This window comes from Paenibacillus sp. SRL342, from assembly GCF_984798905.1.
This window is the reverse complement of the sequence record NZ_OZ481790.1, coordinates 6,177,387-6,203,809: the sequence shown is the minus strand read 5'-3', so window position 1 is coordinate 6,203,809 and position 26,423 is coordinate 6,177,387. Positions and strand designations below refer to the sequence as shown.

Below are 26,423 nucleotides of genomic sequence, written 5' to 3'. Positions count from 1 at the left end.
GCAACTCCGTAAATCAAGCCCGTAAACGCGCAGGCCGAAAGCAGATTTTTTCGGATCTGCGCCGGGGCATGCGGTCACTTCATTTTTAGGGGAGGTACGAATGAAATCATTATTTGAAAAGGAAGAACGGTACTGGAGCAGCAAGTTTGACGACGATGACAGTCTGAGCTTCCTTCCCTACAGTCAATCCTCCAAATTATCTGCGGGCGGCGAAGCTGCGGCAGAGCCGGTTTTGCTTCACCGTACCCTGCCGAGTGAGCTCTCGGAGAGAATTATTCGCCTCGCTAATGGTTCGGATCTGGCTTTGTACATGATTGTTTTGGCAGGAGTAAAAAGTTTGCTGTTCAAATATACCGGGCAGGATCAAGTACTGGTCGGCATGCCTTCTTATAGCGGGGACCCAGACGTGACTCAGCCGCCGCATGACATCCTGGTGATCAAAACGTCCGTAAGCAGCCAGACTACACTGAAAACGCTGCTCGGGGGCATCAAAACCTCCATCGGCGAGGCGCTGGAGCATCAGCATCTGCCTTTTCGGAAAATGGTGGAGCCGCTCCATCTGGACTATACAGGGGAGGGTCTTCCGGTCGTCAACACCGTTGCATCCTTCGTCCCGATTCATCCTGAACCGCTGGGTAACCGAGTGGCGGCAGATACGGTTTTTCGATTCGACCACCAAAACGACTCTATTCAGCTGGAAATAAGCTTTGACCGGAATCGATACGAACGCGCATTTGTGGAACAGGCGGCCGACCATCTTGTTGGGCTCCTGTCTGTGCTTGTATTTCAGCCGGATCTGGAGCTTGGACAAGCCGATGTGCTTTCCCCGGACGAGAGGGAGACATTGCTGAAACGATTTAATGACACCGAAACCGGGTTCGAGCGGGGGAAAACGATTCACGGTTTGTTTGAAGAACAGGCGGAGCTATACCCGGACAACGTGGCCGTTGTCATGAACGAACGGCAGCTGACCTACCGCGAGCTGAACGAGCGATCCAACCGGCTTGCGCGCAAGCTGAGGAACACGGGAGTTGAAGCGGACCAGCTGGTAGCGATTCTGGCCGAACGCTCGCTCGATATGGTTGTCGGCATACTGGCGATTCTCAAAGCGGGTGGAGCCTACGTGCCTGTCGATCCCGACTATCCAGAGGAGCGCATCCGCTTCATGATCGAGGATTCGGGTGCACCGTTATTGCTGATTCAAAAGCATCTGCATGAGAAGACCGACTTCGCAGGAATACGCCTTGAAATAGATGATTTCGTTTGGAGCGACAGCGGGGCGGACTTGGAGGGTGCGCTGGATGCTTCGAATCTGGAGCCAATTTCCGGTCCGGGGAACCTGGCATATGTCATCTACACGTCGGGAACGACCGGCAGACCCAAAGGCACGTTGATTGAGCATAAAAACGTTGTGCGCCTCCTGTTCAACGACAAGAACTTGTTCGATTTCGGGCGGTTCGACACGTGGACGCTGTTCCACTCGTTCTGCTTCGATTTCTCCGTCTGGGAAATGTATGGAGCGCTGCTGTATGGAGGTAAGCTGGTCATCGTACCGCCGCTCACGGCGAAAAATCCGGCCGATTTCCTGGCGCTGCTGGGCCGCGAACAGGTCACGATTTTGAACCAGACGCCAACGTACTTCTATCAGCTGCTGCGTAAGCTCTTGGCGGATCATCCGTACGATTTGCGGATTCGCAACGTCATTTTCGGCGGCGAAGCGCTCAGTCCGCTTTTGCTCAAGGGCTTCAAGACGAAGTACCCGGAGACAAAGTTAATCAATATGTACGGCATTACCGAAACGACGGTTCACGTGACGTATAAGGAAATTACGTGGGTCGAAATGGAGGCGGCGAAGAGCAATATTGGCAAGCCAATCCCAACACTGAGGGTGTATGTCCTGGATGAAAACCGCCGCCCAGTGCCGATCGGCGTTGCGGGGGAAATGTATGTGGCCGGGGAAGGGCTCGCGAGAGGATACCTGAACCGTCCGGATCTGACGGCGGAGAAGTTCGTTGATTCCCCGTTTGCGGAGGGGGAGAAACTGTACCGTTCGGGTGACTTGGCGACCTGGCTACCGGACGGCAACATTGAATACCTCGGCCGAATCGACCACCAGGTCAAAGTCCGCGGGTACCGGATCGAGCTGGACGAAATTGAGACGCAGCTTCTGAACGTCCGGGGCGTGGAAGAAGCGGTGGTACTCGCCCAGGACGACGCGAACGGCAATAAGCAACTTGTTGCTTATTACGTCGCGGAAACAAAGCTGGCGGCGAATGAACTCAAGGAGCAGCTCGCCAAGCAACTTCCGGGGTATATGATTCCTGCGAATCTTGTGCAGCTTTCGCAGATGCCGCTGACCGCGAACGGAAAAATCGACCGCAAAGCGCTGCCAGTGCCGGAGGAAGCTGCGGCCAGAGGAGCGGAATATGTTGCGCCGAGAACGCTGCTCGAGTTGAAGATCGCCCGTGTCTGGCAGGATACACTTGGCATTCCTCAGGTCGGCGTAAAGGATAACTTTTTTGAGCTGGGCGGCAATTCGTTAAGTCTGATGAGGCTCGTTCAAGCCGTTTACGATGAAACGGGCATCGAGATACCGCTGAATCGCCAATTCCATAGTGTAACCGTTGAAGCCATGGCTTTTGGAGAGGAGGATCTGGGTCTGGATAAAGGGGGAGACTCCTTCATTAAGCTGAATAAAACAGGGGATCTGAACGTGTTCTGCTTCCCTCCAGGCAGCGGCTTCGGCATCGGTTACCGAGAGCTTGCAAGCAGGCTAGATGGCCGGTTCTTGCTTTACGGCATTGATTTTATCGACGATGTTATCGATTACGAGGCCATGCTGAACCATTATGTGGATGAGATTATTCGCATCCAGCCGGAAGGACCTTACGTGCTGCTCGGTTACTGCTTCGGAGGCAACCTGACGTTCGAGGTAGCCAAAACGATGGAAAGAAGAGGGTATGTCGTAACGGACGTGCTCATGGTGGACTCGTGGATTAAGGACACACTCACGCCTTATGAAACGTCTGAGAAAGAGCTTGAAGAAATGCTTGCGGATTTCGACGAAGAAGAGAAGGAATTAATGAGCAATCCGCTCGTGCGGGAGCGTGTTCATCGGAAGATCAAAGCCACCTTGACGTACGAAGCGCAGCTTATTAATTCAGGCACGATAACTGCCCGGATTTACGAACTGATTGCGAAGGACAGCGAAGCATTCCGCCTGAAGCACCAGTTGCCGTCCTGGCAGAGGGCAACGATGCAAGCTTACGCCGATTACCGGCTGGAGGGTGCACACGAGGAATTACTGGAACTCGCGCGCGTGGACGAAACGGCCGTTGTCATCTGTGACATCTTAGTGCAGATCCAGCGGCAGATCGAAACAGAGGTCGGGGTTCTGCATGGGAGCTGATCGGCAGACGTCTGTTCAAGAACAACGCATAGCGGAGCCTTCCAAGCGCCGAACCGCTTATGATACCTGGAAAGCGTTCCGCTGGCTGATGTCCTATGTGAGCCCTCACAAAGGCTGGATGATCGTCGGTATCTTATCTGCAATAGCCGCCGCGGTTATTGAGATATGGACGGGACGTTTGGTCGAGCAGCTGACCACACAGGCCGAGAATGGGGCGGGGCCCGTCGTTCTGCAGATCGTGTACACGGTCTTTGCGGTCATCTTGATCGGTGTGCCGGCGAAGTTTTTCATGAGCTTTGGTGTGGAGCGAAGCAGTGCCTCTGCGGTGCAGGATATCCGCAACCATGTCATGCGTCATATCGGCAAACTCCCGGTCCCCTATTTGGAAAAACAGCACTCCGGCGACGTGTTGTCGCGGATCAACAACGATCTGCAGCTCATCCAGCAATTTATGATTCGGGACCTCGCCCAGTGGTTTTATCATCCGCTATTATTTATCGGCTGTTTCGCTTATTTGATGTATCTCCAATGGGAGCTGATGCTGTACAGCCTGCTGTTATTTCCCGTAGCACTGCTGGTTTCCCAATGGATCGGCAAGCAGTTGGAACAGTTGACGGAGGAAGCCCAGGCGAACATGGGCCGTATGAACGTCAACCTCCAGGATACGCTTGGAGGGATACCTATTGTGAAAAGCTATCTGCTATCTGGTATGTTATCTCGATCCTACCAAGTGCTGCTGCAATTGACCGCTCAAAAAAAGCTGGCCGTGAAAAAGCGGGAAGCCTGGGTCAATCCGCTGCTTTCTACGTTGATGATCAGCCCGATCATTTTCGCCGTCAGTTACGGAAGTTATTTGATCTACAACGGGCAGCTAGGCGCGGGAGAACTGATCGCCTTCCTGTACTTGCTTAATCTGTGTCTGGAGCCGCTGGAGCATATTCCTGAGCTCATCACGCGCACGTTCGAAATGAGCGGTGCTCTGAGAAGGGTCTCCGAAATCGTCGAGCAACCGACTGAAACGGAAAATGGCCGTTTGCTTCCAAAAGCGAGCGCCGCCCCCATCCAGTTTCAGAACGTAACCTTCGGGTATGAAGAGAATTCCCTGATTCTGCGGAATATTAACTTCTCGGTGCCGGAAGGCAAGACGATTGCACTTGTTGGAGCGAGCGGCGGAGGGAAGAGTACGGTGTTTAAGCTGGTATGCGGCTTTTATCCGCTTCCGGAGGATCAGGGCGAGATCCGTGTGTTCGGAAGCCTGATCCGCGGCGCTGATCCAGAGCAGCTTCGGTCTCATTTTTCCGTGGTAACCCAAGATTCATATTTGTTTAGCGGTACGATCGCCGAAAATATCGGCTATGGGCGGGAAGAAGCGTCGATGGACGACATTATCGAAGCCGCCAAAGCCGCTCAGGCTCATTCTTTCATTATGGAGCTTGAGGGCGGCTACCAGACGTATATCGGAGAGCGCGGCGGCTTTTTGTCCGGTGGGCAACGCCAGCGCATTGCAATGGCCCGGGCTTTTCTGAAAGATGCTCCCGTTCTGTTGCTGGATGAGCCCACATCGGCTCTTGATCCGGAGTCGGAAAGCGCGGTTCAGGAAGCGCTGGACGTATTAATGAAGCAGAGAACGACCATGGTTATTGCCCACCGGCTTTCTACGGTGCAAAACGCCGATGAAATCTGGGTTATGGAAGAAGGAAATATTGTCGAAAAAGGCACTCATGAACAATTGCTCGAGAGGAAGGGACTGTACGCCCAGTCGTACTACCAGGAATTTACCGAGTCTGCCGAACGCAGGGAGGTGTCGTACACATGAAAAAGGGCGGAAGGCTCTCGCAAGTGAAAGAACTCGGCTACTTGCTGACGTTTATGAACCGCAAGCGCAAAACCCAGTACGCGATTGGCCTTGCTGTAACGGCGCTCACCCAGACATTGTTTCTGATCGCCTTCAGCTTGGTCGTACATAACTTGGTTGATTTCGCCGTGTCCCGAGATACGTCCCTGATGGTGGAAGCCTTTATTATTTTGGGCGCGGCCCTGTTCCTGGAAAATATAATCTCTCCCTGGTTCATTTACTTATACCAGCGCAGTGTCGAGCTGACTGTGCTGAATATCCGCAAACGTCTTTATGACAAGCTGTGCCGGGTGCGGCCGAAATTCCTGGAGCAGACGCACCATGGGGACTTGCTGTCGCGGGTGAACAACGACGTAACGACCGTTGAGTTTACATTCTCGCAGGTTTACTTCGTTCTGCTGCTTCAAGTTGTCTTTTGCATCGGCTCCATTGTCTCCATGGTGGTGATCGATTGGCGGTTTGCCGGCGTTTCTTTCGTCATTCTGCTGCTGTCCTCTCTGGTCAGCCTGAAATTTGCACGGGATATCCGTGGCTTGTCCGAACAAGGCTTGCAAACGCTCGGTAAAATGACCGAAAAATTCAAAGATTTTATGGGCGGCATTCAAATTGTGAAGCTGTTCCGCATCCGCACGATTTACGGCCAGTACGAGGCGTTGAACGAACAAATGACGCAAACGCTTCGGCAAACGGCGAAGAAGAACGGTATGCAGGCTGCGGTAAACCATTTTATCAGTTACGTCACGTTTTGCGGAATCATCGTCATCGGCAGTCTTCTTTATGCCTACGGATTGATGGGAATGGGAAGTGTCGCCGCTCTGGCTGTTTTGCAAGTGAATCTGACGCACGCCTTGTTGAACTTGGGGATGGTTCTGTCGATGACCCAGAATTCGCTCGCGGGCGCTCACCGGATTCAAGAGGTACTAAGTGAGGAAGAGGAACCGGAGCGTCTGGGATCTTCTCACAGCGAGCTTGTATCGGAGGCTGCGGTGGAGTTTCGCGATGTGGAATTTTCCTATCAGGCGGATAAAAAGGTACTTGTCGACATGTCGATGCAGGTGTTTCCTGGTCAGGTCGCTGCGATCGTGGGAGCTAGCGGCAGCGGTAAAAGTACGTTGATCAAGCTGCTGCTCGGCTTTTATCCTGTGGACAGCGGAGATATCCTGCTCCAAGGCAAACCGTTTGGCCATTACACACTGGACGAAATCCGCAGGCAGATTGCATACGTTCCGCAGGAGCCGTTTTTGTTTACCGGCACGATTGAGGAAAACATCCGCTATGGAAATCCGGATGCAACGGATGAAGAAGTGGTTGAAGCGGCCAAAGCGGCATACGCTCACCATTTCATTCAGGAACTTCCTGAACAGTATAAAACGCCGGTGGGGGAGAGAGGAGCGTCGTTGTCAGGCGGACAAAGGCAGCGAATTGCGATCGCCCGGGCGATTCTCAAAAACGCCCCGATTCTGCTGCTGGACGAAGCGACTTCTGCATTGGATAACGAATCCCAGCATTGGGTACAGCAAGCTCTGAACGTATTGATGAAGGGGCGCACCACCATTCTGATTGCGCATCGTCTCAGCACGGTGGAACATGCGGATTTGATTACGGTCATGAACCAAGGAACGGTCGTGGAACGGGGCCGTCATCAGGACCTGCTGGCGCTCGGAGGGTATTACGCGCGGCTGTACGGCTAGACCCGTTTTACGGCGGGCGGCTTCCTGCTGATATCTAAATACAAAGCCTATCTACAAACAATCTCTAATACGGGAGTGTGTCGATGTGAGAGAGAATACGAACAAGCAATATGGATTAACGCAAGCCCAGCGCCGGATATGGTTCATGGAAATTATGAATCCGGGCACATCCATCACGATGCTTTCCGCGACCTACCAAATTACGGGCGAGATCGACACCAAGCTGCTGGAGCAAGCGGCCGCAGAGATTGTCAAAACCTATGACGCTTTCCAAATCCGTATTAGCGGGGATTTGCAAAATCCAACGCAGTGGTTCGAAGAGCCGGAGAATGTCCAAGCCCAGATAAGCCACCTTGAAATAGGTACAACCGAACAATTCTATGCCTGGGTGAAAGAAGTAACCGAAAAACCGGCCAGTGTGTTCGACGAACACCTCTATCAATTTACGATGATCCATTTTGCGAACGGCCAAGTATGGCTTAATTTGACTGTAAATCATATCATTGCCGATGGCTTGTCCGTCACTGCTTTGCTGCATGCGGTGATGGAAAAATACCTGGAACTGCGCAAAGGCATCCTCAGCAGTTACCAAGCTCCTTCCTATCTGGATTATATTTCAACTGAGCACGAATATGAGCAATCGCAGCGTTATCAAAAAGGCAAGGAATATTGGCTGACCAAGTACAATACTTTGCCTGAAACGAGCGGCATTAAATCGGCTCCGCCATTCTCGATTGGCAGCGAATCGAATAAACGTTCCATCACGTTGGATGGTTCCCGGTATGACCGCATTTTGGCTTTTAGCGAACAATATCAGGTCAGTTTATATACGTTATTTTTGTCCGCCATGTACGCCTTATTGTATAAGCTGACCGACAGCACCGATGTGCCGGTCGGCACGGTATTTGCCAATCGCACCAGCAAGAAGGAAAAAGAAACGATCGGTATGTTCGTCAGCACCGTGGCTACGCGGATTAGTCTGAATCCAGATGGGTCCGTGCTCTCCTTGATCCAAACGGTTTCCAAGGAAAATACGGCGGATCTGCGGCATCAGAAATATCCTTATAACCAATTGATCCAGGATTTACGTGAACAACACGGTCGCAACGATCTTTCGGAGTTGTTCCGCACGTCTCTGGAATATCTGCCTTTGAAAATCGTGGAGTACGAAGAAATCAAGGTACGTCTGGAGGCTCACTTTGCCAGGCACGAGATGGACGATCTACTGCTTCGCTTTGACCATATGCTGAATGAAGGCCATGTCATTCTCCATGCTTCCTATCGTACGGGCCTGTTCGAGACGGCCGAAATTGATCGCATTATGGAACAGTATGTAACTGTTTTGGACCAGTTTCTTGAGACTCCCGAACTGCGGGTACGCGAGATTTCTCTACTGAGCGATGAGGAGAGACACCGTATTCTGGACGTGTTTAACCCGCCGGTGGCAGCACTGAGCGAGGGAATAGCGTTTCATCGGTATGTTGAAAAGTTTGCCCGAGACATTCCGGATCACCCGGCAGTTGTTTACATGGACAAAAAGTTGACCTACGGCGAATTGAACGAACGCGCCGAGCGGCTGGCTTCGCTCCTTCGTGAACAGGGCGTGGGAAGGGAGACAATTACGGGGATCTGGGCGGAGCGCTCGGTGGAACTGCTGGTCGGTGTGCTCGCCGTATGGAAAGCCGGCGGAGCTTATGTACCGCTGGACCCCGATTATCCGGCGGAGCGGATTGAGTTCATGCTCAGCGATAGCGAAGCATCGGTGCTGCTTACGCAGCGTCATCTGTTGGAGGGGGCCGGAGGTTGGTTGGACGATGACCGGCTGAAGCTTCAAGCTGTCTATGCCATGGATGATGAACAGATGTATAACGGGGATACCTCAGCAGTGGAATATGAATCTGCTGACATTGCCCCGCAAGACTTGGCTTATGTGATTTACACCTCGGGTACGACGGGACGCCCAAAAGGCGTCATGATCGAGCATGGTAGTCTCATGAATACGGCAGATGCGTACCGCCGCGAGTACCGGTTGGATCAGTTCCCGGTGCGGTTGCTGCAACTGGCAAGCTTTTCGTTTGACGTGTTCGTTGGAGACATCGCGCGGACGCTGTATAACGGAGGAACAATGGTAATTGTGCCAAAGGATGACCGGATTGATCCGAACCGTTTATACGGCTGGATTCGGGAGCAAAACATTACGGTATTTGAATCGACACCTGCGCTCATCCTGCCGTTCATGCAGCATATTTATGAAGAAGGGCTGGACGTCAGCTCCATGCAGTTGCTGATTACCAGCTCGGATGCTTGCAGTGTCACCGATTATCGATTGCTGCAGGAAAGATTCGGCGGACAATTCCGCATCATCAACAGCTACGGCGTTACCGAAGCGGCCATTGACAGCAGCTTTTACGATGAGCCGCTGGACAAGCTGCCATCGTTGGGTCATGTGCCGATTGGCAAAGCCTGGTTGAACGCCCGGTTTTACATTGTCGATGCCGGGTTAAAGCCGGTTCCTGTAGGGATTCCGGGTGAACTTGTCATCGGCGGCGCCGGGGTGGCGCGCGGGTATTGGAACCGTCCGGACCTAACCACCGAGAAGTTTGCAGACAGCCCGTTTGTGCCTGGCGAACGTCTGTATCGGACAGGAGATTTGGCCCGCTGGCTGGAAGACGGTAACGTTGACTTCATCGGCCGAATCGACTATCAGGTGAAAATTCGCGGGTTCCGGATCGAACTCGGCGAAATTGAATCGGCCCTGCTCAGTTTCCCGGGTGTCAAGCAGGCTGTGGTGACTGACCGTACGGATGAGCAGGGGCAAAAGTATTTGTGCGGTTACGTGGCGGGGGATGCTTCCGTGCAGCTGAGCGATCTGTTGTCCCAATTGAAACAAGAGCTACCTGCGCATATGGTTCCGGCACGGCTGGTGTCTCTTGATCAGCTTCCGCTCACACCGAATGGAAAAGTTGACCGTAAAGCGCTGCCTGAACCGACCGAAGAGGTAGAAGTGGGCCGTGAGTATGTGGCTCCTCGTACAACGCTGGAAACAAGACTTGCACTTATTTGGCAGCAGGTGCTGGGTATTGCGCGAGTTGGAGTCCATGACGATTTCTTTGACCTTGGTGGTCATTCCTTGCGAGCCTCCGCGCTTGTTTCCAAGATTCGAAAAGAGCTGCAAGTCGAGGTTCCGCTGCGGGACGTTTTCCGCTACACCACGATCGAACAACTTGCTCAAAGAATTAGCGGTTTAAAGCAGCAGGAGACGTATGAGATTACAAAGGCGGCAGAGGCCGAGTACTATCCGGTTTCATCCGAGCAAAAGCGTCTGTACGTCCTGCGCCAGCTTGACGCGGCCGAGCGTAGCTACAATATGTCGGCGGCGCTTCTTCTCGAAGGCAAGCTGGACCGCACGCGCGTAGAGTACGCGTTCCGGGCACTTATTCAGCGCCATGAGACGCTGCGTACCGGGATCGAGCAGGTTCAAGGCGAGCTTGTGCAGCGCATCTATGACGAGGTGGAGTTTTCTGTAGATTATTTCCAGGTGAGCGAGCGAGAAGTGGACCAAGTGGTGGAAGCATATTATCACCCGTTTGATCTGACCAAGCCGCCACTTCTGCGCATCGGCCTGATCGAAGTCGGCGAGGATCGCCACATTCTGCTGTTCGATATGCACCATATCGTCTCGGATGGCATCTCGACAGCGTTGCTTTTCGACGAGTTCAGCCGCCTGTATCGGGGTGAGGAGCTGGCTCCGTTGCGTATTCAATACAAAGATTATGCTGTTTGGCAGCATTCCGAAGCCTACGGGCAGTTGATCCAGCCACAGAAGGAGTACTGGCTGGAACAGCTGTCGGGCGAGCTGCCTGTATTGGAACTGCCGACGGACTTTCCGCGGCCTGCGGTGCAAAGTTTTGACGGCCGGACCGTGAAGTTTGATATTGGGAAAGAACGGACGGAGAAGCTGAAAGAACTGGCCGCACGGACGGGCACAACCCTGTACATGGTGCTGTTGTCTGCTTACTCGATCCTTATGCATAAATATTCGGGTCAGGAAGATCTGATTGTGGGAACGCCGATTGCCGGAAGAACGCAGGAAGAAATACAGCCAATCGTAGGTATGTTTATCAACACGCTTGCCATTCGCAGCCATCCGGAGCGTTCCAAGTCGTACCTTAAATACCTGGAAGAAATGAAGGAAATCACACTCGGGGCTTTTGAACACCAAAACTATTTGTTCGAAGATTTGGTGGAAAGTCTTCACATTCCACGCGCGACCGGCCGGAATCCGCTCTTTGATACGTTCTTCTCCCTGCAAAATACGGAGAATGAGCAAATTGTCATCGAGGGGCTGGAGCAATCGTTTTATCCGTTGGAAAACCGAACGTCCAAGTTCGAGTTGCTTCTGGACATTTCGGAGCTGGATGGTCAGCTCGAATGCCGATTGGAGTACGCTACGGCTTTGTATAAACAGGAGACCGCGGAGCGGTTCGCCAGACATTATGACAAGCTACTCGAAACTATCGCAACAGCGCCGGAAGGGGATATTGCTTCGCTGGAAATGCTAACGGAGCAGGAAATCCGTGAACTGGTGCACGGTTTTAATGATTCGGAGGCAGACTACCCGCGGCAGCAGACGATTCATGGCTTGTTCGAAGAGCAGGCGAAGCTATACCCGGATAACGTGGCCGCTGTCATGAATGAGCGGCAGTTGTCCTACCACGAATTGAACGAGCGGTCCAACCGGCTTGCGCGCAAGCTGCGGGAGACGGGAGTCGAAGCGGACCAGCTGGTAGCGATTCTGGCCGAACGTTCGCTTGATATGGTCGTCGGCATTCTGGCGATTCTCAAAGCGGGCGGAGCCTACGTGCCTGTTGATCCCGACTACCCGGAGGAACGCATCCGCTTCATGATTGAGGATTCGGGCGCACCGTTATTGCTGATTCAAAAGCACTTGCATGAGAAGACCGACTTCGTAGGAACGCGCCTTGAATTGGACGATTTCGTTTGGGGCGACAACGGGGCGGAATCAGCTGGTGAGCAGGACGCTTCGAATCTGGAGCCGATTTCCGGGCCGGGTAACTTGGCTTATGTCATCTACACATCGGGAACGACCGGCAAACCAAAAGGCACGTTGATCGAGCATAAAAACGTCGTGCGCCTTTTGTTCAACGACAAGAACCTGTTCGACTTTGGGCCGTCTGATACGTGGACGTTGTTCCACTCGTTCTGCTTCGACTTCTCCGTCTGGGAGATGTACGGAGCGCTGCTGTACGGAGGCAAGCTGGTTATCGTACCGCCGCTTACAGCGAAAAATCCGGCTGAGTTCCTGGCACTGCTGAGCCGCGAACGGGTCACGATTTTGAACCAGACGCCAACATATTTCTACCAACTGCTGCGTGAGGTTTTAGCGGACCATCCGTACGATCTGCGGATTCGCAACATCATCTTCGGCGGCGAAGCGCTCAGCCCGCTGTTGCTCAAGGGTTTTAAGACGAAGTACCCGGAGACAAAGCTGATCAATATGTACGGTATTACCGAAACGACGGTTCACGTGACGTATAAGGAAATCACATGGATGGAGATGGAGGCGGCGAAAAGTAATATCGGCAGGCCGATCCCAACGCTGAGCGTGTATGTTCTGGATGAAAACCGTCGTCCTGTTCCGATGGGCGTAGCAGGCGAAATGTACGTAGCCGGGGAAGGCCTGGCAAGAGGATACCTGAATCGACCGGATTTGACGGCGGAAAAGTTCGTTGATTCTCCGTTTGCGGAGGGGGAGAAACTGTATCGCTCAGGCGACTTGGCGGCCTGGCTGCCGGACGGCAACATTGAATACCTCGGCCGGATCGACCATCAGGTCAAAATCCGCGGGTACCGGATCGAGCTGGACGAAATTGAAACGCAGCTTCTGAACGTGGAGGGTGTGGAAGAAGCGGTGGTGCTCGCCCGTCAGGACAGCGGGGGCGAGAAGGCGCTTGTTGCCTACTTTGTGGCGGACCGGACGCTGACGGTTAGCGAAATGAGAACCTCGCTGGCCCAGGGAATGCCGGGATACATGATCCCGTCGTACTTCGTGCAGCTGGAACGCATGCCGCTGACGTCCAACGGCAAAGTGGACCGCAAAGCATTGCCGGAGCCGCAAGGCGGTTTGCAAACGGGCGTCGAATACGTAGCGCCGCGTAACCTTACGGAGTCCCGGCTTGTGGAAATCTGGGAGGAAGTGCTGGGTTACTCCGGCATTGGAGTCTTGGACAATTTCTTCGAACTGGGAGGGCATTCCTTGCGGGCGACAAACCTTGTCAGCAAGATTCGGAAGGAAATGAACGTTGAACTTCCGCTGCGCGATGTGTTCCGCTATATGACGGTAGAGTCGATGGCCGGTGCTATTGCCAGCTTGGATGAATCAGAGCACAGCTCAATTCCAAAAGCGGAAGAGAAAGCGTACTATCCGGTTTCCTCTGCACAAAAAAGGCTGTATGTCCTGCACCAGCTGGATAGCTTGGAGCTGAATTATAACCTCCCAAGCGCCTTGCAATTGGAAGGGGCTTTGAACGAGGCCAAAGTAGAAGATGTGCTGACTACTTTGATGGCCCGGCACGATATGCTGCGCACCGGTTTTGAAATCATGAATGGGGAGCCGGTTCAGCGTATTCATCCGCTCGTCGCTTTCAAGGTCGAGAAGATTCAAGCAAGCGAAGATCAGGTTGCAGCCATTCTTGAAGGCTTCATCCAGCCTTTTGACTTGACCCAGCCGCCTTTACTGCGCGCCCTGCTGATCGAATTGGAGAAAGAAAAATTCCTGCTCGCGCTGGATATGCATCACATTGCTTCCGACGGCCTTTCCATGGATGTGCTGCTGCGCGAATTCGTGCGCCTGTACAATGGTGAAGAATTGCCGGAGCTGCGGATTCAATACAAGGATTACGCCGTTTGGCAGCAATCCGAGGAACAGCGTCAACGCATCAAACGACAGGAGGAATACTGGCACGGGGTGTTCAGCTCCGAGCTTCCGGTTCTTGAGCTGCCTCTTGACTACTCCCGTCCAGCCGTTCAGCAGTTTGACGGTCAAACGCTCACGTTTACGCTTGATGCGGAGAAAGGCGAAGCTCTCAAACAGCTTGCCAGCGATTCGGGGGCAACGTTGTACATGCTTCTGCTGGCTGCGTACTCCGTATTGCTTCATAAATACGCGGGACAGGAAGATATAGTAGTTGGTACTCCGATTGCCGCTCGTTCTCACGCCGACGTGCAGCCGATTATCGGTATGTTTGTCAATACGCTGGCCCTTCGCTTGGGTCCGACGGCAGAGCGGACGTTCATGGATTACTTGCAGGAAGTGAAGGAAAGGACGCTTGGAGCCTACGAGCACCAGGACTATCCGTTTGAGGAGCTGGTAGAAGCTCTTCAGGTGAGCCGGGATTTAAGCCGAAATCCGCTGTTTGACACCATGTTTTCATTGCAAAAGCACGAAAGCCTGGATTTAACTCTTGAAGGCTTGCAATGGTCACTGTTTGACATCGAGGAAAAGACGGCAAAGTTTGATCTTAGCTTGGATATCGTGGAAGAGGGTAACGAGTTGGTTTGCAAGATCGAGTACGCTACCTCGTTGTTTAGACAGAACACGATGGTGCGGCTGGCGGGTCATTACGAGCAGCTTTTGGCGTCGATCCTGGCTCAGCCGGGTGCGCGGATTTCGGATTTGGATATATTGACGGACAGCGAAAAGGATAATTTATTGGTCGGGTTTGACGTGTCTTCTTCGGCTCTTGCGAAGCAATACGCCGCAGAAGGTACAGGTTTGGAAGCAGATGAGTCGTGGAGAGAGAGAACGTTCCACGAGCTGTTCGAGGAGCAGGCGGAACGCACTCCGGGAGCGCTGGCGGTTGTATATGAAGACAGCAAGCTGACATATGCGGAGCTGAACGCCAAAGCAAATCGTCTGGCGTATGTACTGCGGGCACGCGGGGTGAAGCCGGAACAGGTGGTCGGCATTCTGGCCGGCCGTTCGGCCGAGCTGTTGATCGGGGTATTCGCCGTATGGAAAGCTGGCGGCGCTTATGTACCGCTTGACCCCGATTATCCAGCGGAGCGGATCGAATATATGCTCGCGGACAGCGGGGCATCGGTATTGCTTACGCAGACCTGCCTGTTGGAGCAGGTGGAAGCTTGGCGCAGCGACGGAGCTTTAACGCTGCAAACGGTGATTGCACTTGATGACGCCTCGGCGTACAGCCTAGGCACGGTGGAAACGGCTGTAGGCGTACAAGCTTTGGGCGAAGCGGACGCAGAGGCGGAGGTTTTGGCGCAATTGGCAACGGCTTCTGCCGAAACATCTGCCACGGCAGAAGCTGAGCAGAGCACACAAGCGGCGGATCTCGCATCCAATCCGGCAAATGTGAACAAGCCGGGCGATCTGGCATACGTCATCTACACCTCCGGTACAACGGGCCGTCCGAAGGGCGTGGCAGTGGAACACCGCAGCTTGGTGAACACGGCGGCGGGCTACCAGCGGGACTACCGTCTGGATCAGTTCCCGATCCGGCTGCTGCAACTTGCCAGTTTCTCGTTTGACGTGTTCGTTGGTGACATTGCACGGACGCTGTACAACGGCGGCACTATGGTCATCGTGCCGAAGGAAGACCGGATTGATCCAACCCGCCTCTATGGCTGGATTCGCGACTACGCCGTGACGGTGTTCGAATCAACTCCTGCGCTGGTCGTGCCGTTCATGGAGCATGTGTATGCCGAGGGTCTGGACCTCAGCTCGATGCAGTTGCTGATCACAAGCTCGGATGCGTGCAGTGTAGCGGATTACCGCACCTTGCAGGAGCGCTTTGGCTCGCAGTTCCGTATTATTAACAGCTACGGCGTAACAGAAGCGGCGATTGACTCCAGCTTCTATGATGAGCCTCTGGAGAAGCTGCCGAAGACGGGCAGCGTGCCAATCGGGAAAGCGTGGCTGAACGCCAGATTCTACATCGTGGATACAGATCTGAAGCCGGTGCCGATCGGGGTGCAAGGCGAGCTGGTTATCGGCGGAGCGGGTGTGGCCCGCGGTTACTTGAACCGCCCGGATTTAACGGCGGAGAAATTCGTAGATAGCCCGTTCACCGCTGGGGAGCGGTTGTACCGGACGGGTGATCTGGCACGCTGGATGCCGGACGGCAACGTAGATTTCATCGGCCGAATCGACAATCAGGTGAAAATTCGCGGTTATCGGATCGAGCTTGGTGAGATTGAAGCGGCCATGAAAAATGTTGCCGAGGTGCGTCAAGCGCTTGTGATCGACCGGACGGACGAGCGGGGGCAGAAATATCTGTGCGGGTATGTCGTAGTGGATTCCAGCTTCGATCTGGAAGGGCTTGTGGCCCATCTGGACGCCGTACTGCCTTCTCATATGGTGCCTTCGCGAATCATGCGTCTGGATCAACTGCCGCTTACACCGAACGGCAAGATCGACCGTAAAGCGTTGCCTGTGCCGGAAGGAAGCATTCGTGCCGAGGCTGCATACACCGCGCCGCGTACTCCTGCCGAGAAAGCACTCGCGTTGGTCTGGCAGTCAGTGTTAGGCGTGGATCAGGTTGGCACCATGGATAATTTCTTTGCGCTTGGTGGGGATTCAATTAAAGCTTTACAGGTATCTTCTCGTCTTTTGCAAACGGGGTACAAGCTGGTCATGAAAGATTTGTTCCATTACCCGACAATTTCCGCCCTTAGTTTGCGGTTGCAAACAGCGGAGAGAACGGCAAGCCAGGCCGAAGTGACGGGAGAGGTTATCCTGACTCCGATTCAGCGCTGGTTCTTAGAACAAAATTCGGCCGATGTACATCACAGTAATCAGGCGTTCATGCAGTTCTCCAAGCAAGGCTTTGATGAAAAAGCTTTACGTCAAGCAGTGCGTCAGCTTATCGTGCATCACGATGCTCTTCGTACGGTTTATCGTCAAACCGAGAGTGGTTATAACGCTTGGAATCGAGGCGCTGGGGAGAATGAAGTGCTGTTCGATCTGGAAGTTGTCGATTTCAAGGCAGTCCGTGACGTGAAAGAAGCGGTAGAGGTTAAGGCAAATGACATTCAAGCAAGCATCGATCTGGAAAACGGTCCGCTGGTGAAGCTTGGTTTGTTCCGCTGCGACGATGGCGACCATCTGCTCATCGCGATCCATCACTTGGTCGTAGACGGCGTATCCTGGCGGATTCTGCTTGAGGACTTTGCTGCCGCCTATGAGCAGGCGCTGCAAGGGCAGCTGATCCGTCTGCCGCTCAAAACGGATTCATTCCAAATGTGGGCGAAACAGCTCGCTGATTATGCGAACGGGCCCGCGATGGAAAGCGAGAGAGCGTATTGGCAGTATATCGAGCAATTGGCCTATGAGCCGCTTCCAAAAGATTATGAACAAGGCAGATCCAAGCTGAAGGACAGCGGGCTCGTAACCGTTCGATGGACAGTGGACGAAACCGAACAATTACTTAAGCAGGCTCACCGTGCTTACCATACGGAAATGAACGATTTGCTGCTTGCTGCGCTGGGCCTCTCAGTACAAGCTTGGAGTGGTCAGGAACGCGTGCTGGTGAATCTCGAAGGCCACGGCCGGGAAGAACTTTTGCCAGATGTGGACATTACGCGTACGGTAGGCTGGTTTACAAGCCAATTCCCTGTTGTTCTGGAGCCAGGTCAAGCTCAGGCACTCGGTCATCAGGTGAAACAGGTGAAAGAAAACTTGCGCCGCATTCCGAACAAAGGGATCGGCTATGGCATCCTGCGTTATTTGTCGGCGCCGCGTGCCGGAGAGAGCTTTGTTTTGGAGCCGGAGATCAGTTTTAACTATCTGGGCCAGTTCGACCAGGATTACGAAAGCAGTGGCTCGCAGCCGTCTCGGTTCAGTCCGGGCTCCGATTCAAGCCCGAATGCTGTGATGGATTATGTCCTCGATATCAACGGTATGGTGTCGGAAGGCGTGTTGGAACTCACGATCCGTTATGGAGAAACCCAGTATCAACGGGAGACGGTTGAGCGCTTGGGCTCCCTGCTTCAATCGAGTTTGCGTGAGGTCATCAGCCATTGCGTATCGAAAGAGCGGACAGAGCTTACGCCTAGTGACGTACTGCTTCAAGATGTGACGGTGGAGGAACTGGAGCAGCTATCCGAACATACGGCGGCACTCGGCGAACTGGAGAATGTATACACCCTGACTCCGCTGCAAAAAGGGATGTTGTTCCACAGCTTGCTGGATGCCGATTCGGAAGCTTACTTTGAACAGGTGACCTTCGATCTGTACGGAAGCCTGAATGTGGAAGCCTTCACCCGAGGATTGGATACGCTGGTGCAGCGGAATGAGGCGCTGCGGACCAACTTTATTACCGGCTGGAGAGACGAGCCGATTCAAGTGGTATTCCGCGAGCGGAAATGTGAAGTGTACTTTGAAGATATTCGCTCGGCAAGAGATGAACACCCGGAGAAAACGATAGCCGATTTTGTCAGCGCGGATAAAGCGAACAAGTTTGATTTGGCTCAAGACTCTCTTATGCGTGTGACCGTTTTGCGCACAGGCGACGAGGCCTACCATGTGATCTGGAGTCATCATCACATTTTGATGGATGGCTGGTGCATGTCCTTCATGATCAAGGAAGTGTTCGACACTTACTTTGCGTTTCAGGAGAAGCGAACGATAGAGCTTCCTCCGGTTACCTCGTACTCCCGGTATATCGAATGGCTGGAAGCTCAAGATGTAGCAAAAGCTTCGGGTTACTGGTCGGAGTATTTGGCGGGTTACGATCAGCAGACCAGGCTGCCGCAGGAGAGAACGCAGCTGAAACAGCATGCTTTTGAAATGGCTGAAATCGATGTGGAACTCAGCAAGGGACTGACTGAGCAAATTGAGCGTGTGGCGCGCCAGCAACAGGTGACACTCAACACGTTTATGCAGACTGTATGGGGACTGGTCTTACAGATATACAACAACAGCGAGGATGTTGTGTTCGGCTCCGTTGTATCCGGTCGTCCGGCGGAGATTCCGGGCATCGAAAGCATGATTGGCCTGTTTATTAATACGATTCCGGTCCGTATTCAAGGTAAAGCCGAGGAGACGGTAGCCGATATTTTGAGAAAAACCCAAGATCAAGCGCTGGCATCGGGAGCTTACGAAACGTTCCCGCTGTTCGAAATTCAGTCGCTGAGCGAGCAAAAGCGTGACTTGATCAACCATATTATGGTCTTTGAAAATTATCCGATGGAAGAACAGATAGAGCAAGTTGTCGGCGGAGGCCAAGATGCGCTGAAAATCGCTAATATCCAATCGCCAGAACAAACGAACTATGATCTGGACATTACCGTCATTCCGGAAGAGCACATTTTGCTGCGGTTTACGTACAATGCACTGACGTTCAGAGAGCAAGACATCAGGCAGATCCACGGTCATTTTGCCCGTGCATTGGAGCAGGTTGCGGCTAACCCGAATGTTCGTGTACATGAGTTAGAGCTTCTGACGGCGGCGGAAAAAGAAGAAATTGTCGGCGAGTTTAATCCGGTGCAGCCGGAAGTGGCTTCTGTAGCCGCCTTCCATCGCCTGTTCGAGGAACAGGCGGAACGTACACCGGAAGAGGAAGCCGTTGTCTACGAGAACGATCGGCTGACGTATGCGGAGTTGAATGAGCGGGCGAACCGCCTGTCGGCAACGCTGCGTGCAAGCGGCATCGGTCGGGAGACCATCGTTGGCATTCTCGCCGAGCGTTCGGTCGATTTGCTGGTGGCCGTGATGGCCGTCTGGAAAGCGGGAGGGGCTTATGTACCGCTTGACCCGGATTATCCGGCGGACCGCGTGCGGTTCATGCTGGAAGACAGCGGAGCGAAGGTGCTGCTGACGCAAACGCCGCTGCGAGAGCGTGCCGAAGCCTGGCTCGGCGAAGAGGAACTAGCACTGGAGACGGTGCTGTATCTCGATGACGAAACGTCATACAGCGAAGTTCGGGCAAATGCCCCGATGGGCACTGGTACGGTTTCCGGTATAGACCCCGGCAAGCTAATGGGGGCTGTGAACGGTGGTGACGAGAGTCATCCAAATGATGTTGATGTTGTCGGTATGGACAGCTTCCATGAAGCCCGTCCGGAGGATCTGGCGTACGTCATCTATACATCGGGAACGACGGGCAAGCCAAAAGGCGTGATGATCGAGCACCGAAGCTTGGTGAACACGGCAGCGGGTTACCGACGGGAATACCGGTTGGATCAGTTCCCGGTGCGGCTACTGCAACTCGCTAGCTTCTCGTTTGACGTGTTCGTGGGTGATATCGCGCGGACGTTGTATAACGGAGGCAGCATGGTCATTGTACCGAAGGACGACCGGATCGATCCATCTCGTCTGCACTACTGGATAGAGCGGGAGCAAGTGACGATCTTTGAATCAACGCCGGCGCTGATCGTACCGTTTATGGAATACGTGCACGAGCAAGGGCTGGAGTTGAGCGGGATGGAGCTGCTGATCACAAGCTCGGACAGCTGCAGCGTGGCAGATTACCGTACCTTGCAGGAACGGTTTGGTCCGTCATTCCGCATCATTAACGCTTACGGCGTAACGGAAGCAGCAATCGACTCCAGTTTCTATGACGAGGAGTTGTCGAGACTTCCTCAGACAGGGCATGTGCCGATTGGCAAAGCGTGGTTGAATGCGAAGTTCTACATCGTGGATGCACATCTGAATCCTGTTCCAGTCGGGGTGCTGGGCGAATTGGTTATCGGCGGAGTCGGTGTGGCGCGCGGGTACTTGAACCGTCCAGAGCTGACGGAAGAGAAGTTTGTAGACAGTCCTTTCACCGCGGGTGATCGGTTGTATCGCACGGGAGATTTGGCGAGGTGGATGGAGGACGGCAACGTGGACTTCATCGGCCGGATCGACAATCAGGCGAAAATCCGGGGGTACCGGATCGAGACGGGCGAAGTCGAAGCAGAGCTGCTGAGTGTAGGTGGCGTGAAGGAAGCGGTCGTTGTTGTCAGGGAAGATCAAGAGGGGCAGAAAGCGTTGTGCGCTTATTATACAGTGGAAGAAGGCTTGACGGCGGCAGATTTGAAACAGGCGATCTCCAGTGAGCTACCGGGATACATGATTCCGTCGTATTTCGTCGAACTGAAGCAATTGCCTCTAACGCCGAATGGGAAAATTGACCGGAAGGCGCTGCCAGCGCCGGAAGGGGGAGGCCGCGAATACGTGGCGCCGCGCACCGAACTGGAGGCAAAACTGGCCGCCATTTGGCAGGAAGTGCTTGTTCGGGAGAAGGCGGTAGGCGTAACGGACAACTTCTTCGACCTCGGAGGACACTCATTGCGGGCGACAACACTTGTCAGCAAAATGCATAAGGAGCTGGGCGCCCAATTCCCGCTTCGCGACGTATTCCGCTACTCGACAGTTGAGGAAATGGCTGTGGCTATGGAGCGTTTGGAGATCGGTTCGTTTACGGCTATTCCGGCTGCGGAACCTAGCGAGTACTATCCACTCTCTTCTGCGCAGAAACGTCTCTATATCTTGAACCAGCTGGAAGGAGGCGAGCTGAGCTACAATATACCGGGAGCTATGCTGCTCGAAGGGCAGCTCGACCGGCACCGGTTTGAAGAAGCGTTCCGCGGGCTCGTATCTCGTCATGAAACGCTACGTACCGGCTTTGAGATGGTTGAAGGCGAAGCGGTTCAGCGGATTTACGAAGAAGTCACCTTCCAGGTGGAATACGTGCAGATCAGCGGGGAACAGGCGGAAGAAACGGTGCGCCAATTCGTTCGTGCGTTTGATCTAGCGAAGCCACCACTTCTGCGGGTGGGCATTGCCGAACTCGCGCCAGGCCGGCATATACTGATGTTCGATACACATCATATCGTATCGGACGGCGTTTCAATGGACGTACTGATCGAAGAGTTCGTGCACTTGTACAGCGGGGAGTCGCTCAAGCCACTCCGCATTCAGTACAAAGATTATGCAGTATGGCAGCAATCGGACGAGCAGAAAACGCAGCTTGCCAAGCAGGAAGCCTACTGGATTGACATGTTCAGCGGAGAACTGCCAGTTCTGGAAATGCCAACGGACTATCCGCGCCCGGCTATGCAGAGCTACGAGGGCCGTACGCTGCAATTGTTTATGAATATTGAGAAAAGCGAAGGTCTGAAACGGCTTGCAGCTGAAAACGGCGCAACGCTTTACATGGTTCTGCTTGCGGCGTATAACGTGCTTCTGCATAAATATTCAGGTCAGGAAGATGTGGTGGTTGGTACGCCGATTGCGGGCAGAAATCACAGCGACGTTCAACCGCTGATCGGGATGTTCGTTAATACATTGGCCATCCGCAGTTACCCGGCTGCTGGTAAGACGTTCCTTGACTACTTGAAGGAAATCAAGGAGACAACGCTGGGGGCTTTTGAACATCAGAATTATCCGTTTGAGGAACTGGTGGATAAGGTAAACGTGACTCGTGATTTAAGCCGTAATCCGCTGTTTGATACGATGTTTGCTTTGCAGAATACAGAAAATGTGGAAATCCAGCTTCCGGGACTGCATTTGTCGACGTATGCCAGCGAAGAAATTGTGTCCAAATTCGATCTCAGCTTGGACGTTACGGAGATTGAGGACGGCTTGGAATATCTGTTTGAATACGCCACGGCTCTATATAAAACCGAAACGGTGGAGAAGTTGGCTGCCCACTACTTGCAGTTGCTTGAATCCATTCTCTGCAACCCGTCAGCGACGATTTCCGAGTTGGATATTTTGACGGCGGCGGAAAAAGAAGAACTTGTACGCGCGTTTAACCCGGCGCAGCCGGAAGTGGCTCCTGTGGCAGCGTTCCATCGACTGTTCGAGGAACAGGCGGAACACACGCCGGAAGCGGTAGCCGTCGTCTACGAGAACGATCGGCTTACATATGCGGAGCTGAACGAGCGGGCGAATCGCTTGGCGACTACGCTGCGTGGAAGCGGCATTGGTCGGGAGACCATCGTTGGCATTCTCGCCGAGCGTTCGGTGGACCTGCTGGTGGCTGTGATGGCCGTCTGGAAAGCGGGAGGGGCGTATATACCGCTTGACCCGGATTATCCGGCGGACCGTGTGCGGTTCATGCTGGAAGACAGCGGAGCGAAGGTGCTGCTGGCGCAAACGCCGCTGCGAGAGCGTGCCGAATCCTGGCTCAGCGAAGAGGAACTGGCACTGGCGACGGTGCTGTATCTCGACGATGAAGCGTCGTACAGCGAAGACCGAGCGAATGTACCAATGGACTTCGGCCAAGGCTCCAGGAATGCTCCGAATCCTGTCTCCAGCAAGCTGACGGGTGCTGTGAACGGTGGTGGCGAGAGTCATCCAAATGATGTTGATATTGTCGGTATAGACAGCTTCCATGAAGCTTGCCCGGAGGATTTGGCGTATGTGATCTACACGTCGGGAACGACGGGTAAGCCAAAGGGTGTAATGATCGAGCACCGCAGCCTGGTGAACACGGCAGCAGGCTACCGACGGGAATACAGGTTGGATCAGTTCCCGGTGCGTCTGTTGCAGCTCGCAAGCTTCTCGTTTGACGTGTTCGTGGGTGACATTGCGCGGACACTGTACAACGGCGGTACCATGGTCATTGTACCGAAGGACGACCGGATCGATCCGTCTCGTCTGCATTACTGGATAGAGCGGGAGCAAGTGTCAATCTTTGAATCAACACCAGCACTGATCGTGCCGTTTATGGAGTACGTGCATGAGCAGGGGTTGGAGTTGAGCGGTATGGAGCTGTTGATCACTAGCTCGGACAGCTGCAGTGTGGCAGATTACCGTACCTTGCAGGAACGGTTCGGCCCGTCATTCCGCATTATTAACGCTTACGGCGTAACGGAAGCGGCAATCGACTCCAGTTTCTATGACGAGGAGTTGGAGAAACTGCCGCAGACAGGCCATGTGCCGATTGGCAAAGCGTGGTTAAATGCGAAGTTCTACATCGTGGACGCACATCTTAACCCGGTGCCGGTCGGGGTGCTGGGCGAATTGGTTATCGGCGGAGTCGGTGTGGCGCGCGGATACTTGAACCGTCCAGAGCTGACGGAAGAGAAGTTTGTATACAGTCCCTTCAACGCGGGTGAGCGGTTGTATCGCACGGGAGATTTGGCGCGGTGGATGGAGGACGGCAACGTGGACTTCAGCGGGCGGATCGACAATCAGGCGAAAATCCGGGGGTACCGGATAGAGACGGGTGAGATCGAGTCACAGCTGTTGCGGGTGGTAGGTATACGCGAAGCGGTGGTGCTGGTTCGAAGTGATGAGAATGGGCAAAAGGCGCTGTGCGCCTACTACACAACGGATATCGAACTGACGGCGGCCGACCTGAAACGAGCAATCTCCAGCGAGCTGCCGGGTTACATGATCCCGTCGTACTTCGTGGAGCTGGAGCATTTACCTCTGACACCAAACGGGAAAATCGACCGGAAAGCTCTGCCAGCACCGGAAGAGGGAGTAAGTGCAGGGCGCGAATACGTGGCGCCGCGCACCGATCTGGAGGCGAAACTGGTCTCTATCTGGCAGGACGTGCTCGGGTCAGTTACGATTGGTGTGACGGACAACTTCTTCGACCTCGGTGGTCACTCGCTGCGGGCGACAACGCTGGTCAGCAAGGTGCACAAAGAGCTGCACGTGGACCTGCCGCTGCGCGATGTATTCCGGTACTCGACTATTGAAGCGATGGCTGAAGTGATTAGCCGATTGGAGCAGCAGGAATTCCTCTCCATTCCGGTTCTGGATAAAAGGGAGTATTATCCGCTTTCCTCCGTGCAAAAACGGCTGTACATCCAGCAGCAGATGGAAGGCGCCGAGCTTAGCTACAATATGTCCGGCATGACGGTTCTCGTCGGGCGCTTGGAGCGGAATCAATTCGAGGCGGCGCTCCAAGGATTAATCGCTCGTCATGAAGTTTTGCGAACTGGCTTCGAAATGGTTGACGGCGAACCGGTACAACGGGTTTATTCGGACTTGGAGTTTGCCATCGAGTATACAAAAGCGACGGAAAGTGAAACGAAAAGCATTGCGGATGCCTTTGTACGTGTCTTTGATTTGGAGCGGCCGCCGCTGCTGCGTGTGGGCTTAGTTGAATGGGAAGCGGAACGTCATCTGCTTATGCTGGACATCCATCATATCGTCACGGATGGCATGTCGATGGGTATCTTCATCGAAGAACTGCTGCGCCTGTATAACGGTGAAACGCTGAAACCGCTTCGGATTCAATACAAGGAATTCGCCGCTTGGCAGCAGTCCGAACCTGTAAAAGAACGGCTGAAACACCAGGAAGCCTACTGGCTGGACATGCTGGAAGGTGAACTGCCAACGCTTGAGTTGCCTACGGACTTTGTCAGACCTGCCACTCGCAGCTTTGAGGGAGATGTGCTGCCTTTCAGTATCGACAAGCAGATGACCGACAGCTTGCAACGCATTGCCGATGAGAATGGTGCTACCCTATATATGGTGTTATCGGCGGCCTATTCAATCCTGCTCAGCAAGTACTCGGGACAAGAAGACTTCATTGTAGGCACACCGGTTTCGGGCCGCACACATGCCGACCTGGAGCCGCTCATCGGAATGTTTGTCAACACGTTGGCGATTCGTCATTATCCATCCGGGGAGAAGACGTTCCTCGCTTACTTGAACGAAGTCAAAGAAACGATGCTGGGGGCCTACGACCACCAGGATTATCCGTTTGAAGAACTTGTGAAAAAGCTGCAGGTGCCGCGCGATCAAAGTCGCAATCCTGTATTCGATGTCATGTTTACACTGGAAACGAAGGAAGATAACGTTCAAAGCTTCGGGGAAATCCAGATCGAATCTTATCCGGAAACGCATGCGGTTTCCCAATTTGACCTTACCTTGGTCATTTCGCTCTTGGATGAGGGAATGAACGGGCAGTTTGAATATGCGACGAAGTTGTTTACGCGCAATCTGATCGACAATTTCGCTCAAGACCTGCTCGTGATCATCAACCAAATTGCCGAACAGCCTTCGGTAATGTTAAAGGATATTTCCCTGAATGGCCAAACTGAACAGGAGCAAGATGAGCTAGAGGTTATTGATATTATTTTCTAATCCCTTACCCGGCTTGGGTGAAAATGGATCATTTAAGCACGTTATATGCGACATTCGGTATATTGAGGAAGTCGTAATTTTCTTTTTGTGGTAATCTGTGGTGGTTTCACGACTTTTTATCACCTGACAAAAGTATTTAAGTTATGTAACAAAGGGTCCTGATGACAGTTGTCATCAGGACCCTTTGTTTATGAACGTATAATTAATGTTCCTATGTCCGAATCAGTATGAGGCTATTATAATGAAAGCCTTTAACTGATATAGGATGAGTACTCTGGTATTATGGAATGCACAGTAATTTTTATCTATTTTTCAGACTTAGTATTTACTTATAGTTGTTATATTCACTTAACTATTTAATACAAGAGATATTACTTCATTGAGAGTAGCTGT

At 53.3% G+C, this 26,423-nt stretch carries 4 protein-coding genes; all 4 read left to right on the top strand.

Annotation, left to right across the window (positions count from 1 at the left end; all coding sequences use genetic code 11):
* The first annotated feature begins 100 nt into the window (after positions 1-100).
* The 4 genes from AC4E8D_RS27285 (at position 101) to AC4E8D_RS27270 (ending at position 26,030) form a co-directional block, all read left to right on the top strand.
* Positions 101-3,409 carry a non-ribosomal peptide synthetase gene (locus AC4E8D_RS27285; protein WP_221820581.1) on the top strand — a complete coding sequence of 1,103 codons (3,309 nt, stop codon included), beginning with the start codon at positions 101-103 and terminating at the stop codon, positions 3,407-3,409.
* Positions 3,399-5,225, top strand: coding sequence for an ABC transporter ATP-binding protein (locus tag AC4E8D_RS27280; protein WP_221820583.1), 1,827 nt, complete (start codon positions 3,399-3,401; stop codon positions 5,223-5,225). Before AC4E8D_RS27285 ends, AC4E8D_RS27280 begins: the two co-directional genes overlap by 11 nt.
* Positions 5,222-6,955 carry an ABC transporter ATP-binding protein gene (locus AC4E8D_RS27275; protein WP_221820585.1) on the top strand — a complete coding sequence of 578 codons (1,734 nt, stop codon included), beginning with the start codon at positions 5,222-5,224 and terminating at the stop codon, positions 6,953-6,955. Before AC4E8D_RS27280 ends, AC4E8D_RS27275 begins: the two co-directional genes overlap by 4 nt.
* A gap of 85 nt (positions 6,956-7,040) precedes the next feature.
* Positions 7,041-26,030, top strand: a complete 18,990-nt coding sequence (locus AC4E8D_RS27270) for a non-ribosomal peptide synthase/polyketide synthase (protein WP_490205414.1) — start codon at positions 7,041-7,043, stop codon at positions 26,028-26,030.
* Positions 26,031-26,423: the final 393 nt, after the last annotated feature.

What these genes read in the sequence shown, in the direction of transcription:
- AC4E8D_RS27285 (WP_221820581.1), top strand. Translation starts at nt 101, where the DNA reads ATGAAATCATTATTTGAAAAGGAAGAACGGTACTGGAGCAGCAAGTTT.
- AC4E8D_RS27280 (WP_221820583.1), top strand. Translation starts at nt 3,399, where the DNA reads ATGGGAGCTGATCGGCAGACGTCTGTTCAAGAACAACGCATAGCGGAG.
- AC4E8D_RS27275 (WP_221820585.1), top strand. Translation starts at nt 5,222, where the DNA reads ATGAAAAAGGGCGGAAGGCTCTCGCAAGTGAAAGAACTCGGCTACTTG.